The sequence below is a fragment of the Herbaspirillum sp. WKF16 genome (assembly GCF_028993615.1).
Classification (GTDB): Bacteria; Pseudomonadota; Gammaproteobacteria; order Burkholderiales; family Burkholderiaceae_D; genus Herbaspirillum.
This window is the reverse complement of sequence record NZ_CP118632.1, coordinates 3,708,715-3,721,604: the sequence shown is the minus strand read 5'-3', so window position 1 is coordinate 3,721,604 and position 12,890 is coordinate 3,708,715. Positions and strand designations below refer to the sequence as shown.

Sequence of the window (12,890 nt, the reverse complement as noted above, 5' to 3'; positions counted from 1 at the left end):
GGCGTCGAGGCGGCGCTTTTTGCACCGGTGGGCGGCATCGCCCGCGCGCCGGAAAATCTTTTTGATATTTTTTGCCGCGGCGGCTGCCAGACCAATTGTTATTTGGCTTGCCGCTCAATACACTAGCCCCCGTTCATGCAAATCCAATGACCCAATAATTCATAACATAACGAAAGGGATATCCATGCCGGGTTCTTACTTCCCCCAATGGCGGCTGCGCAGCAGCACCAGCGACGGCCAGGGCGCCGTCATCGCCGCCGACGAGCGCCTGCCCGCGCCGCAGACGCTGGCCATGGGCGTGCAGCACGTGGTGGCCATGTTCGGCTCGACCGTGCTGGCGCCGCTGCTCATGGGGTTCGATCCCAACCTGGCGATCCTGATGTCGGGCGTGGGCACGCTGCTGTTTTTCCTGCTGGTGGGCGGGCGCGTGCCGAGCTATCTCGGCTCCAGCTTCTCCTTCATCGGCCTGGTGATCGCCGTGACCGGCTACGCCGGCTCCGGCGCCAACGCCAACCTGGGCGTGGCGCTGGGCGGCATCATCGCCTGCGGCGCGGCTTACACCGTGATCGGCCTGATCGTCTCGGGCGTGGGCACGCGCTGGATCGAAAGCCTGATGCCGCCGGTGGTGACCGGTTCTGTGGTGGCCGTGATCGGCCTGAACCTGGCGCCGATCGCCGTCAAGGGCGTGACCGGTAACAATTTCGACGCCTGGATGGCGCTGGCCACCGTGCTCTGTGTGGGCTTCGTCGCGGTGTTCACGCGCGGCATGCTGCAGCGCCTGCTGATCCTGGTGGGCCTGCTGCTGGCCTATGTCATCTACGCCATCCTGACCAACGGCGCCGGCCTGGGCAAGCCGATCGACTTCTCGGGCGTGGCCAACGCCGCCTGGTTCGGCGTGCCGCACTTCGCCACGCCGGTGTTCCAGGGCAGCGCGATGGCCTTGCTGGCGCCGGTGGCCATCATCCTGGTGGCGGAGAACCTGGGTCACATCAAGGCGGTGTCCGCCATGACCGGCCAGAACCTGGACCGCTACATCGGTCGCGCCTTCATCGGCGACGGCCTGGCCACCATGCTCTCGGGCAGCGTGGGCGGCACCGGCGTGACCACCTATGCCGAGAACATCGGCGTGATGGCCGTGACCAAGATCTATTCCACTCTGGTGTTCGTGGTGGCGGCGGCGATCGCCATCCTGCTGGGCTTCTCGCCCAAGTTCGGCGCCGCCATCCTGACCATTCCAGGCGCGGTGCTGGGCGGCGTGTCGATCGTGGTGTTCGGCCTGATCACGGTTTCCGGCGCGCGCATCTGGGTCGAGAACAAGGTCGACTTCTCCAACAACACCAACCTGATCGTGGCCGCCGTCACGCTGGTGCTGGGCGCCGGCGACTTCACCCTCAAGCTGGGCGGCTTCGCGCTGGGCGGCATCGGCACCGCCACCTTCGGCGCCATCATCCTGCACGCGCTGCTCAGGCGTCGCGGCTGAGCGCAGCTGTTGGCGGAATGAAAAAAGGGCCGGTCGCGCAGACCGGCCCTTTTCATTTGTACAAGCTTTACCGCCGATCTTGCCGGCGGGGAAAGCACAGCGCGCGCAAAAGCGTGGAACACAGCGCCGGCGCTGAAGATTTCCGTTGAGCAATCAGGATTTGCTGACTATACTTTGCGGCGTCGCAGCGAGCGCGCCCGCGATCAGGCTCCCGGGGAGGGAGGCCGCCATCGCCGGACGCGCAAGGTCACACGCGCACGCAGACAACGCAGGGAAAAAGCCAAGCAGACGCCAGCCGACCTTGCCGCCGCGCCAGGATCGCGGTCCTGCACTTCTTCGGGCACTGCCCGTACCGCATCACCAAGGGGAACCGCAGCATGAACACTTTCATCCGCCTGTCCGCACTGCTGTGCGTCGCACTGCCTTTGCTGTCGGCCTGCGACGCCGTCGCCGGCAAGAAGGACTACGCTTATTTCCGCCAGCATATCGACGAGGCCAAGTCGGTGTCCGACCAGTGCTCGCTCAACGGCACCTCCGGCATGAGCTCGGCCCAGATCAAGGTGTGCGACGCCGCGCGCGAAGCCTGGGGCAATCGCAGCTTCAGCTACTGACCTGCGGCGCGGGCCTCATTGGGTCGCGCCCCCACCCCAGCGCAGCGAGAGGTTGCTGGTCTTGCCCTCCATCACGGTGACCTGCTGCGATTTGCCCTCACCCTTGTAGCTCGCGGACACCTTGTATTGGCCGGGCGGCAACCGCACATTGGTCATCGGCCCGGCCGAGGGCAATGACAGGAGCGCGCCGCCGCGGGTGTCGGTGATGTCCAGCCTGACGTCGCTGATGTACTCGCCATTGTTCTGCGAAAACAGCAGGTGCAGGTTGTAGTCCCGGGCGGCGGCCTTGATCGCGTCCTGCTCGCCCTGGCCGATGCCGCCGTTCATGTAGGCCGGCGCGGCCGACTGGGCCGATGCCGCGCCGGCGCCCGCCATCAGTCCCAGCGCCAGCAGGGCGGCGGCAATCCTGTTTCCTCGCGTCATGTTTTTCTCCTGTTGATGATGGTCGACATGGGTGCGAGCGGCGCGGCGCGGGAAAAGTTCTGCGCCGGGGCGTCGTGGGCGTCATGGCCCTGTCACAAATTTGTCAAAGTGGGCCGTTAGAATGCCTCGTCCCTCATCCTCGCCTCGGCCTCCCATGCAAAACCCGCCGGAAACCAACCAAGCCTTGCATCTGCTCTACGAGCCGGCGGGATTCATCTGCGCCTTCCGCTTCGACGACAGCCGCGCCAGCCAGATGAAGTGGAACGACGTGCTGGACTGCCGCACGGTGGCGCCCTCGTTTTCGTGGGTGCATGTGAAGACCGCCGACGTCAAGGTCCAGCACTGGATGGAGCACCACAGCGGAGTGCCCGAATACATCACCGAGTTCCTGCTCAGCAGCGACACCCACCCCGGCCTGCACGCCACGCCCGATGGCGTCTACGGCACGTTGACCGACATGAAGATGGAGATCGGCGACACCGGCACCGAGAAGGGCGCGCTGCATTTCTACCTGGACCGCACGCGCCTCTTGACGCTGCGCACCCAGCCGCTGCTGTCGACCAACATGCTGCGCCAGAAGGTGCTGGACGGCGCCGAGTTCGACAACCCGATGGATCTGTTCGCCGAACTGCTGCGCTGCCTGGCCGACGGTTTCAATGCGCGCCTGGACAAACTCAACGACAAGGTCGACGACATCGAATTCTCGGTGCTCTCGGATCGCCGTCCGGAAGACCGCAGCGAGCTTTCAGGCATCCGCCGCCAGTTGGCCGAGCTGCGCCGTTTCATCGCGCCCGAGCGTCGCATCCTGGCGCAGTTCAATCGCCTGCGCCCGTCCTGGGTGCCGCTTGAAGCAATGGAAGACCTGACCCACGCGCTGGACGAACTCAATGAGCTGCACTCCACGGTGGAGGCGGTCTATGAACGCGCCAAGCTGCTGCAGGAAGAGATCGCCTCGCAGATGTCGGAACAGATGAACCGCAACCTGATGGCGCTGTCGATCCTGACCGCATTGCTGATGCCGGCCACGCTGGTGTCGGGGATTTTCGGGATGAACGTGGCGGGCCTGCCCGGCCTGCACGACGAGACTTCGTTCTGGATCGTGATGGGAGCGATGGGCGGCCTGGGGGTGGCGACGGTAGCCTTCCTCAGGTGGATGAAGATCTTCTAGGTGAAGATTTTCTAGGCCGGACGCGCATCGGCCGGCGACGCTCAGTCGCGCTCGGCCATCGCTTCTTCGCTCTCGCGGATCAGGCGATCGATGTCGAGGTTGTCGATCGGTTCCACGCGCAGCGACAGCGGGCGCCACAGCGAGTACAGCCATAGCCCGATGGTGCACAGCGTGCCCAGGAACAGCGTGACGAAGAAGGACAGGAACAGTCCGATGAAGGGCGAGGCGATCAGGCCGTCATAGCCGATCAGGTGCTTGCCGTCCCAGGTGATGGTCTGCGCGCCGAACAGCGAGAGCACGCCCATGAGCACCGAAAACGGCACCAGCGAAAACGTGGTGCCGATGGCCAGCAGCTTGTAGATGGTGCCCATCGACATGCGCTGGATCTTGATCTGCTCGAACATGAGCCTTCCCCTCTTGCTTGCCTGCGTATGCCGCGTCGCCGCGTCTTGTGGTGGAGCCGGGCGGCGCTCGCAGGTCGCCGCCGCCCGTGCTTGTGCTGCCTGCGGCGCGCTTACTTGCCCCAGCTGTCCTTGAGCGTGACCGCGCGGTTGAACACCGGCTTGCCTTCGGTCGAGTCGACCCGGTCGGCCACGAAGTAGCCGTGGCGCTCGAACTGGTAGATCTCGCCGGCCTTGGCGGTCTTCAGCGTCGGCTCCAGGTAGGCGGTGATGACTTCCTTGGAGTTCGGGTTCAGCGCGGCCAGGAAATCCTTGCCGCCGGCGTCGGGATGGGCGTCCGAGAACAGGCGGTCGTACAGGCGCACCTCGGTGGCCAGCGCGTGCTCGGCGCTGACCCAGTGCAGGTTGCCCTTGACCTTGTAGTTCGAGCTGCCTTCGGTGCCGCTCTTGCTGTCTTCGAAGTAGTTGCAATGCACGGCGACGACGTTGCCGTTCTCGTCCTTGTCGCAGCCGGTGCATTCGACCACGTAGCCGTAGCGCAGGCGCACCTTGTTGCCGGGGAACAGGCGGAAGTAGCCCTTGGTCGGCTCTTCCATGAAGTCCTCGCGCTCGATCCACAGTTCGCGGGTGATCGGGAAGTGCCGATGCGCGGTGTCGTGTTCCGGGTGCGCGGGCGGATAGACCGGCGCGCTGCAGTCGATGCTCTGGCCGGCCGGGAAGTTGTCGATGATCAGCTTCAGCGGGCGCAGCACGGCCACGGCGCGTGGCGCCTTGGGGTCGAGGTCTTCGCGCAGCGCGCCTTCCAGCACGCTGTAGTCGATCCAGCTGTTGTGCTTGGAGGCGCCGGTGCGGTCGCACATCAGGCGGATCGCCTCGGGCGTGTAGCCGCGGCGGCGCAGGCCGACGATGGTGGGCATGCGCGGATCGTCCCAGCCGGAGACGATGTTCTCGTCCACCAGCTGGCGCAGCTTGCGCTTGCTGGTGATGATGTAGGTCAGGTTCAGGCGCGCGAATTCGTACTGGCGCGGCAGCGGCTTCTTGAAGAAGCCTTCCTCGGCCAGGTGTTCCAGCAGCCAGTCGTAGAACGGGCGCTGGTCTTCGAACTCCAGCGTGCAGATCGAGTGCGAGATGTTTTCCAGCGCGTCCTCGATCGGGTGCGCGAAGGTGTACATCGGGTACACGCGCCACTTGTCGCCGGTGTTGTGGTGGGTGGCGTGGCGGATGCGGTAGATGGCCGGATCGCGCAGGTTCATGTTGGGGCTGGCCATGTCGATCTTGGCGCGCAGGATCATGGAGCCGTCGGGATGCTTGCCGTCGCGCATTTCCTCGAACAGGCGCAGCGATTCCTCAGCCGGGCGGTCGCGCCATTGCGAGTTCTTGCCGGGTTCGGTCAGGGTGCCGCGGTTCTCGCGCATCTGCTCGGCGTTCTGTTCGTCGACATAGGCCAGGCCGCGGCGGATCAGCGCCTGGGCGCTGGCGTACATGACGTCGAAGTAGTTGCTGGCGTAGTACAGGTGAGGCTTGCCCTCATGCTCCCACGAGAAGCCCAGCCATTTGACCGAGTCGAGGATGGTGTCGACGTACTCCTGCTCTTCCTTCTCCGGATTGGTGTCGTCGAAGCGCATGTGGCAACGGCCGGCGTAGTCGGCGGCCAGGCCGAAGTTCAGGCAGATCGACTTGGCGTGGCCGATGTGCAGGTAGCCGTTGGGCTCGGGCGGAAAACGGGTGATCACCTGCGGCAGCGCCTGGCCTTCCTTGCCGTTGCGTTTGGCGTAGGTGCCGGAGACCAGGTCGGCCTCGATGATGCCGCGCAGGAAATTGGTGGAGGGCGTCGGGGTGTGTCCGTTTTTCAGTTCGTTGCTCATGGGTTGAATCGGGAGAAATGCCTATTTATACAGATGGCAGGCATTTTACCGCACGCGCCCCGCTTTCATCGGGCTGCGCGCGGGCAGGGGCGGGAAATTTCGGCGCGGCCCGGGGCCGGGCGCTTTTCCTCATCCTGTTACAGATGATACGGCTGCGAATTACCTGTCATGACGCCCGGGTGGCAATCTGCCTGCGTGATCCGGCGTCGGTCCGGGTCAGGCAGAACCCCGATCATCCAAGGAGGGCATCATGAAACGAATCGCCAAACTGCTGGTGGCCGCGTGCGTCGCGGCGGCTACCTTGTCCGCCTGCGTGGTGGTGCCGGCCGGCCCGTCGCATCCGCACTACTACCGTCCATATTATGGGCCGGGGCCGGGCTACTACTACGGGCGCTGAGCGCGCATGTCCCGGCGGCAACACCGGGCGCTTGAATCGAATTTCGTGTTGGCCGCGTCCGTCCCCTGCGACGGCGCGGCTTTTTTCATGGCGCTACATCTGCCGGAACAGGTGGGCGAACAGCCGGCTGACCGCAAGTTTCTCCGGCCGGCCGCGCAGCAGCAGCGAGAGCTTGCCGGCTTCGTCGCGCACTGCCGCCTGCACCTGGCGCACCTGCACCACGGTGCCGCGGTGCACCTGCCAGAACTGCCGGGGATCGAGCTGGGGGATCAGCTCGCGCAGGCTGGTGCGGATCAGCGCCTGGCCTTCGGCGGTGACCACGTTGACATACTTGTCGGTGGCTTCGAAATACAGCACATCGTCCACCGGGATCAGCCGCACCTGGTTGCCCACCGCCGCGCGGATGATGTCCAGCCGGGCGGCGGGCAGGGGGTCCTGTTCCTGCGCCGCCAGCGCGCGAAACTGGTCCAGCGCGCGTTCCAGGCGTGGATCCCGGCCGTCGGCCGCGCGCTGCGCCAGCAGCGCCTTGAGCCTTTGCACGCTGGCCGCCAGGCGGGCATCGTTGACCGGCTTGAGCAGGTAGTCGACGGCGGCGCGCTCGAAGGCTTCCACCGCGTAGTTGTCGTAGGCGGTGACGAAAACGATCAGCGGGAAGGGGTGATCGCCGGGCCAGTCCTCGGCCAGTTCGCGCGCCACCTCCAGGCCGCTGCGACCGGGCATGCGGATGTCCAGGAACAGCACATCGGGCGGCTGCGCCAGGGCCTGCTCCAACGCCTCGTTGCCGTTGGCGGCCAGCCGCGGCGGCGCCAGCTCGGGCCAGGCGCGTTGCAGCGCCTGGCGCAGGGCGTTGGCCAGCAGCGGTTCGTCTTCGGCGATCAGTGCGGTGGCTTGCGGCATGCGTCCTCCGTGGAACAGGGCAATCCGGGCGGTCTCAGCGGCCGCCGTTGCGCGGCCCGCGCGCAGAGCGGTGCGCGGCCCTGAGCGACTTGAGCGGAACGGTGATCTGCGCCATCGCGCCGCCGGGCACGTTGTGGGTGATGATCAATTCGGCCAGCGGGCCGTACAGCGTGACCAGGCGCTCGCGGATGTTTTCCAGGCCGAAGTGCATGCCGATCTCAGGTTCCTTCCTGCCGGTCACCGCCGCCAGCTCGGCCTTGGGCGAGGGCTGGTTGAAACTCACGCCGGTGGGCAGGCCGACGCCGGTGTCGAACACGGAGAGCACCAGCATGTCGTTGTGGATGGAGGCGCGCACGGTGCAATTGCCGCCCTCGACCTTGGGCTCCAGGCCGTGCTTGATGGCGTTTTCCACCAGCGGCTGCAGCAGCATCGGCGCCAGGCGCAGCCGGCCCAGGTGCTCCGGCAGCTGCAGCGTGTACGACAGGCGCATGCCCATGCGCAGCGACATCAGGCCGAGATAGGCCTTGATCAGGTCGAATTCCTTTTGCAGCGAGGTGCTGTCGGCGCGCGAGGCCGACAGGGTGGTGCGCAGGTATTGGATCAGTTGGTCCAGCATCTGCTGCGCGTGCAGCGGTTCGGTGGCGATCAGGGTTTGCAGCGTGGCCAGCGTGTTGAACAGCATGTGCGGCTCGATCTGGGCCTGCAGCATCTGCAGCTGGGCTTGCGCCGCGTGCTTTTCGACCTGGCTGGCGTGGGCCTGCAGGGCCGCGATCTTCTGGCGGTTCCAGAAGTACAGCGCGGCGCCGAAGCAGGCCAGGAAGGTCACCACGATCACGCCGATGATGTTGTCGGCGTCCTCGGGCAGCAGGGACTTGGGCATCTGGCCCGTCAGCGCGCCGGCCAGCAGGCGGCCGAGCAGCACCGACAGCGGCGCCAGCACCAGCAGCAGCGCGGCGAAACCGCCCTTGTGCGGCGGCCCCTCGCCCCAGATGGCCAGGCGCGCGCCGTTGATCAGCAGCATCGCCAGGATGCCGATGCACATCGCCGCCTGCAGGTTCTGGTAAAAGCCGTCGCCGATGCGCATCAGGTACGTGACGACCAGCGCGCAGATCAGGTTGATCACCAGCGTGGGCAGCAGCGACTTGGCCAGCTCGCGCAGCAGCAGGATCAGGCGGGGATGGACGGAGGTATCTCGTTGGTTCATTCTCTTGCAATTCAGTGGAGCGGGCGGCGCGCAACGCGCGGGCGTGAATAGTATCCTGATTCCCCGTCGCGCCGTCCAGCCGGATGGCATGGCCGCCACCCTGCGCCGGATCGCGCACGCGCGCCAGCGCGGTGCGACGAAATGCGCCGGCGCCGGCGCGAAGCGCTTGAAGCGCGGCCCGTTCTGCTCTACCTTATGCCCCGGCCGGTAGCACAACCGGACCCTACCAACAGAGCAACGGAGAACCGACATGTGGCCCTATCCCAAGATTCTCGCGCACCGCGGCGGCGGCACGCTGGCGCCGGAAAACACCCTGGCCGGCTTTCGCACCGGCCTGCAGTTCGGTTACCGCGCGGCAGAGTTCGACGTCATGCTCACGCGCGACGAGGTGCCCATCCTGATGCACGACCCCAAGCGCGGCCGCACGCTGCCGGGGGAGGGCGCGATCGCCGCGGCCGACTGGGACGAGCTGCGCGAACTCGATGCCGGCGGCTGGCTGGGCCCGGCCTTTGCCGGCGAGCGCGTGTGCACGCTGGAGCAAGGTTTGGACTTCTGCCTTGAGCACGGCATCTGGATGAACGTCGAGATCAAGCCGGGCGCGCCGGAGCAGGCGCGCCGCACCGGCGAGCTGGCGGCGCTGGCGGTGCGGCGGCGTTTTGACGGCCTGCTGGCGGCCTTGCGCGAGAAGCCTGACGCCGCCGGCGCGGCGTCGCTGCCGGTGTTGTCGTCGTTCTCGTTCGAGGCGCTGATGGCGGCTGCCCAGGCGGCCCCCGACCTGCCGCGCGGCTTCCTGGTGGACGTCATTCCTGCCGACTGGGAGCAGCGCCTGCGCACGCTCGGCGCGGTCGCCCTGCACACCAGCCACAAGAACCTCACGCCCGAACTGGCGGGCCGGGTCAAGGCCGCCGGCTATGGGCTGTTCTGCTACACCGTGAACGATCCGGCGCGCGCGGCCGAGATCCGCGAATGGGGCGTGGATGCTTTCTGCACCGACCGCGTCGATCTGATTTCCGCCCACGCATGGTGAATGCCAAACGCGCTGCGGCGAATTGAGCCGAAAATATCGCTCTTACCGAGGGACTGAATCCGGCGGCGCTGGCTATGATCATCTGCAAGCCGGCATCGGCGCCATGGGGGAATGTGCCGCGGGCGCTGTCAACGATTGCCGGGCGAACGCGTTACACAAGCACAAGGCCGGCGAAGTGAGCGCCGGAGACTTGTGATACACAACACTGAGAGATAGAGGAAAACGATGAAGATCAACAAACTGCTGGCAGCCGTACTCGTCGCCGCCTTCGCCATGCCGGTCCTGGCACAGCCCGCACCGGCCGCTGCTCCTGCCGCAGAAGCCCCGGCCGCCAAGCCGGCGCACAAGAAGCACAAGAAGCACGCCAAGAAGGCGAAGAAGCACAAGAAGCACAAGAAACACGCCAAGAAGGCCACGCCGGCCGTGCCCATCAACAAGGGCGCCTGATCGGCCGCGCGGCGCCGGCATGAGCCCGGGGCCGCAGGGAATTACCGGAAGGGTGGGTTGCCGCTGTTAAGGACCGCTGGCGCGCGCTGCGCGCCATGCCGGAGCAGCCTGCCCTGTGACCCGTCGGACCATGTCCGGCGGGTTTTTTTTCGCCTGCCGCGGCAATGGGCCGGGAATGCCGCGGGCGCGGCGGGCGATGTCTCGCAGGCAACCTCCCCGGCGCCATCCCCGGGGCTGCTTAAGGGGCGCAGTATCACGTATAATCGTCGGTTCGCAATCATTTTTTGCACCGTCTATCTATCCGGTCTATCAGGTCTACTACCAAGCCTTCGAACATGAACTCAGCCGAAATTCGCGATAAGTTTCTGAAATTCTTTGAATCCCAAGGACACACCATCGTCCGGTCGTCCAGCCTGGTCCCCGGCAACGATCCGACCCTGCTGTTCACCAACTCCGGCATGGTTCAGTTCAAGGATGTGTTCCTCGGCACCGACAAGCGCAACTACGTGCGCGCCACCTCGGTGCAGCGCTGCCTGCGCGCCGGCGGCAAGCACAACGACCTGGAAAACGTCGGCTACACGGCGCGCCACCACACCTTCTTCGAGATGCTGGGCAACTGGTCCTTCGGCGACTACTTCAAGCGCGAATCGCTGAAGTGGGCCTGGGAGCTGCTGACCAAGGTCTACGGCCTGCCGGCCGACAAGCTGTGGGCCACCGTCTACCAGACCGACGACGAAGCCTACGACATCTGGACCAAGGAAATCGGCCTGCCGCCCGAGCGCGTGGTGCGCATCGGCGACAACAAGGGCGCGCCCTACGCCTCCGACAACTTCTGGCAGATGGCCGAGACTGGCCCTTGCGGCCCCTGTTCCGAGATCTTCTACGACCACGGCCCGGACGTCTGGGGCGGCCCCCCGGGCAGCCCGGACCAGGACGGCGACCGCTACATCGAGATCTGGAACAACGTGTTCATGCAGTTCGACCGCCAGCTCGACCCGGCCACCGGCGAATACACGCTGACCCCGCTGCCGGCGCCCTGCGTCGACACCGGCATGGGCCTGGAGCGCCTGGCCGCGATCCTGCAGCACGTGCACAGCAACTACGAGATCGACCTGTTCCAGGCGCTGATCAAGGCCGCCGCCCGCGAGACCGGCGTCGATGACCTCACCAACGCCTCGTTGCGCGTCATCGCCGACCACATCCGCGCGACCTCCTTCCTGATCGTCGACGGCGTCATCCCCGGCAACGAAGGCCGCGGCTACGTCCTGCGCCGCATCATCCGCCGCGCCCTGCGCCACGGCCACAAGCTGGGCCAGACCAAGCCGTTCTTCCACAAGCTGGTCAAGGACCTGGTGGAGCAGATGGGCGCGGCCTATCCCGAGCTGCCGGAAGCGGCGCAGCGCGTCGAGATGGTCCTGAAGCAGGAAGAAGAACGCTTCGGCGAAACGCTGGAGCACGGCATGAAGATCCTGGAAGCCGCGCTCGCTTCCAACACCGCCAAGCTGGACGGCGAGACCGCCTTCACCCTGTACGACACCTACGGCTTCCCGCTGGACCTGACCGCCGACATTTGCCGCGAGCGCAATGTCGAGCTGGACGAGGCCGGCTTCGACGCCGCCATGGAACGCCAGAAGAACGCCGCGCGCGCCGCCGGCAAGTTCAAGATGGCGGCCGCCATCGAGTACACCGGCGACAAGACCAAGTTCGTCGGCTATGAAGCGCTGGCGCAGCAGGCCAAGGTGGTCGCGCTGTACGTGGCGGGCTCGCCGGTGCAGAAGATCGAATCCGGCCAGGACGCCATCGTGGTGCTGGACACCACGCCGTTCTACGCCGAGTCCGGCGGCCAGGGCGGCGACGCCGGCGCGCTGGAAGCGGCCGGCGGCCTGTTCGCCGTGGCCGACACGCAAAAGATCCAGGCCGACGTGTTCGGCCACCATGGCCAATTGATCAAGGGCGCCCTGGCCGTGGGCGACACGGTGCAAGCCAAGGTCGACGCCGACCAGCGCGCGCGCACCATGCGCAACCACTCCGCCACCCACCTCATGCACAAGGCGCTGCGCGAAGTCCTGGGCGTGCACGTGTCGCAGAAGGGTTCGCTGGTCGACGCCGACAAGACCCGTTTCGACTTCAGCCACAACGCGCCGCTGACGGCCGATGAAATCCGCCGCGTGGAAGACATCGTCAACCGCGAAGTGCTGGCCAACGTGGCCACCGGCGCCAAGCTGATGGGTTATGACGATGCGATCGCCGCCGGCGCCATGGCGCTGTTCGGCGAGAAGTACGGCGACGAGGTGCGGGTGCTGTCGATCGGCACTTCGACCGAGCTGTGCGGCGGCACCCACGTCGAGCGCACCGGCGACATCGGCCTGTTCAAGATCGTCTCCGAAGGCGGCGTCGCCGCCGGCATCCGCCGCGTCGAAGCCGTTACCGGCGAAGGCGCGCTGGCGCTGGTGCAGTCGCTGTCCGCGCGCGTGGCCGAAGCGGCCGCCGCGCTCAAGACCCAGCCGGAAGAACTGCTGCCGCGCATCGGCCAGGTGCAGGACCAGGTCAAGGCGCTGGAGAAGGAACTGGCCGCGCTGAAGTCCAAGCTGGCTTCCAGCCAGGGCGACGAACTGTCGAGCCAGGCCGTCGACATCAAGGGCATCAAGGTGCTGGCCGCGACGCTGGAAGGCGCCGACGTCACCACCCTGCGCGAGACCATGGACAAGCTCAAGGACAAGCTCAAGACCGCGGCCATCGTGCTGGCGTCGGTGAAGGACGGCAAGGTCAGCCTGATCGCCGGCGTCACCACCGACGCCACCGGCAAGGTCAAGGCCGGCGAGCTGGTCAACTTCGTCGCCCAGCAGGTCGGCGGCAAGGGCGGCGGTCGCCCCGACATGGCGCAAGCCGGCGGCACCGAGCCGGCCGGCTTGCCCGGCGCGCTGCAAGGCGTGGCCGACTGGGTCGGCGCCAAGCTCTGACCCTGCGTTT

General features: G+C 66.3%; 12 protein-coding genes. 7 read left to right on the top strand and 5 right to left on the bottom strand.

All coding sequences use genetic code 11. The features are described from left to right. Nucleotides 1-184 precede the first annotated feature (184 nt). Together Herbaro_RS16795 and Herbaro_RS16790 are read left to right on the top strand one after the other, a co-directional pair. On the top strand, nucleotides 185-1,480 hold the full coding sequence (locus tag Herbaro_RS16795) for a solute carrier family 23 protein (RefSeq protein WP_275010759.1): 1,296 nt from the start codon (nucleotides 185-187) through the stop codon (nucleotides 1,478-1,480). Between the two features lie 377 nt (nucleotides 1,481-1,857). Further along, nucleotides 1,858-2,091: a hypothetical protein gene (locus tag Herbaro_RS16790; RefSeq protein ID WP_275010758.1), complete on the top strand. Its 234-nt coding sequence runs from the start codon at nucleotides 1,858-1,860 to the stop codon at nucleotides 2,089-2,091. 15 nt (nucleotides 2,092-2,106) lie between these two features. Here Herbaro_RS16790 and Herbaro_RS16785 read toward each other — a convergent pair whose 3' ends face one another. Then, nucleotides 2,107-2,514 carry a hypothetical protein gene (locus Herbaro_RS16785; RefSeq protein ID WP_275010757.1) on the bottom strand — a complete coding sequence of 136 codons (408 nt, stop codon included), beginning with the start codon at nucleotides 2,512-2,514 and terminating at the stop codon, nucleotides 2,107-2,109. 184 nt (nucleotides 2,515-2,698) lie between these two features. Here Herbaro_RS16785 and Herbaro_RS16780 point away from each other — a divergent pair, with 184 nt between their 5' ends. After that, on the top strand, nucleotides 2,699-3,682 hold the full coding sequence (locus Herbaro_RS16780) for a transporter (protein ID WP_275010756.1): 984 nt from the start codon (nucleotides 2,699-2,701) through the stop codon (nucleotides 3,680-3,682). Nucleotides 3,683-3,723: 41 nt separating this feature from the next. Here the strand turns inward: Herbaro_RS16780 and Herbaro_RS16775 are convergent, their stop codons facing one another. Together Herbaro_RS16775 and Herbaro_RS16770 are read right to left on the bottom strand one after the other, a co-directional pair. Further along, nucleotides 3,724-4,086, bottom strand: coding sequence for a hypothetical protein (locus Herbaro_RS16775; protein ID WP_275010755.1), 363 nt, complete (start codon nucleotides 4,084-4,086; stop codon nucleotides 3,724-3,726). 110 nt (nucleotides 4,087-4,196) lie between these two features. After that, nucleotides 4,197-5,948, bottom strand: a complete 1,752-nt coding sequence (locus Herbaro_RS16770; RefSeq protein WP_275010754.1) for a glutamine--tRNA ligase/YqeY domain fusion protein — start codon at nucleotides 5,946-5,948, stop codon at nucleotides 4,197-4,199. Between the two features lie 250 nt (nucleotides 5,949-6,198). Between Herbaro_RS16770 and Herbaro_RS16765 the strand changes: the two genes are divergently transcribed. Next, a complete protein-coding gene (locus Herbaro_RS16765) occupies nucleotides 6,199-6,345 on the top strand; it encodes a hypothetical protein (RefSeq protein WP_275010753.1) in 147 nt (48 codons plus the stop codon). Nucleotides 6,346-6,438: 93 nt separating this feature from the next. Here Herbaro_RS16765 and Herbaro_RS16760 read toward each other — a convergent pair whose 3' ends face one another. Both Herbaro_RS16760 and Herbaro_RS16755 read right to left on the bottom strand, forming a co-directional pair. Further along, on the bottom strand, nucleotides 6,439-7,242 hold the full coding sequence (locus Herbaro_RS16760) for a LytR/AlgR family response regulator transcription factor (protein WP_275010752.1): 804 nt from the start codon (nucleotides 7,240-7,242) through the stop codon (nucleotides 6,439-6,441). 34 nt (nucleotides 7,243-7,276) lie between these two features. Then, nucleotides 7,277-8,446, bottom strand: a complete 1,170-nt coding sequence (locus Herbaro_RS16755; protein ID WP_275010751.1) for a sensor histidine kinase — start codon at nucleotides 8,444-8,446, stop codon at nucleotides 7,277-7,279. Nucleotides 8,447-8,696: 250 nt separating this feature from the next. Between Herbaro_RS16755 and ugpQ the strand changes: the two genes are divergently transcribed. The 3 genes from ugpQ (at nucleotide 8,697) to alaS (ending at nucleotide 12,880) form a co-directional block, all read left to right on the top strand. After that, nucleotides 8,697-9,473: a glycerophosphodiester phosphodiesterase gene (ugpQ, locus tag Herbaro_RS16750; RefSeq protein WP_275010750.1), complete on the top strand. Its 777-nt coding sequence runs from the start codon at nucleotides 8,697-8,699 to the stop codon at nucleotides 9,471-9,473. Between the two features lie 225 nt (nucleotides 9,474-9,698). Continuing rightward, a complete protein-coding gene (locus tag Herbaro_RS16745; protein WP_275010749.1) occupies nucleotides 9,699-9,920 on the top strand; it encodes a hypothetical protein in 222 nt (73 codons plus the stop codon). A 335-nt stretch (nucleotides 9,921-10,255) separates the two neighbouring features. Continuing rightward, a complete protein-coding gene (gene alaS / locus Herbaro_RS16740; protein ID WP_275010748.1) occupies nucleotides 10,256-12,880 on the top strand; it encodes an alanine--tRNA ligase in 2,625 nt (874 codons plus the stop codon). Nucleotides 12,881-12,890: the final 10 nt, after the last annotated feature.

Excerpts from the sequence above, each read along its gene's own strand:
- alaS (WP_275010748.1), top strand. The coding sequence starts at position 10,256 with ATGAACTCAGCCGAAATTCGCGATAAGTTTCTGAAATTCTTTGAATCC.
- Herbaro_RS16760 (WP_275010752.1), bottom strand. The coding sequence starts at position 7,242 with ATGCCGCAAGCCACCGCACTGATCGCCGAAGACGAACCGCTGCTGGCC.
- Herbaro_RS16795 (WP_275010759.1), top strand. The coding sequence starts at position 185 with ATGCCGGGTTCTTACTTCCCCCAATGGCGGCTGCGCAGCAGCACCAGC.
- Herbaro_RS16785 (WP_275010757.1), bottom strand. The coding sequence starts at position 2,514 with ATGACGCGAGGAAACAGGATTGCCGCCGCCCTGCTGGCGCTGGGACTG.
- Herbaro_RS16745 (WP_275010749.1), top strand. The coding sequence starts at position 9,699 with ATGAAGATCAACAAACTGCTGGCAGCCGTACTCGTCGCCGCCTTCGCC.
- ugpQ (WP_275010750.1), top strand. The coding sequence starts at position 8,697 with ATGTGGCCCTATCCCAAGATTCTCGCGCACCGCGGCGGCGGCACGCTG.
- Herbaro_RS16775 (WP_275010755.1), bottom strand. The coding sequence starts at position 4,086 with ATGTTCGAGCAGATCAAGATCCAGCGCATGTCGATGGGCACCATCTAC.
- Herbaro_RS16755 (WP_275010751.1), bottom strand. The coding sequence starts at position 8,446 with ATGAACCAACGAGATACCTCCGTCCATCCCCGCCTGATCCTGCTGCTG.
- Herbaro_RS16770 (WP_275010754.1), bottom strand. The coding sequence starts at position 5,948 with ATGAGCAACGAACTGAAAAACGGACACACCCCGACGCCCTCCACCAAT.
- Herbaro_RS16765 (WP_275010753.1), top strand. The coding sequence starts at position 6,199 with ATGAAACGAATCGCCAAACTGCTGGTGGCCGCGTGCGTCGCGGCGGCT.
- Herbaro_RS16790 (WP_275010758.1), top strand. The coding sequence starts at position 1,858 with ATGAACACTTTCATCCGCCTGTCCGCACTGCTGTGCGTCGCACTGCCT.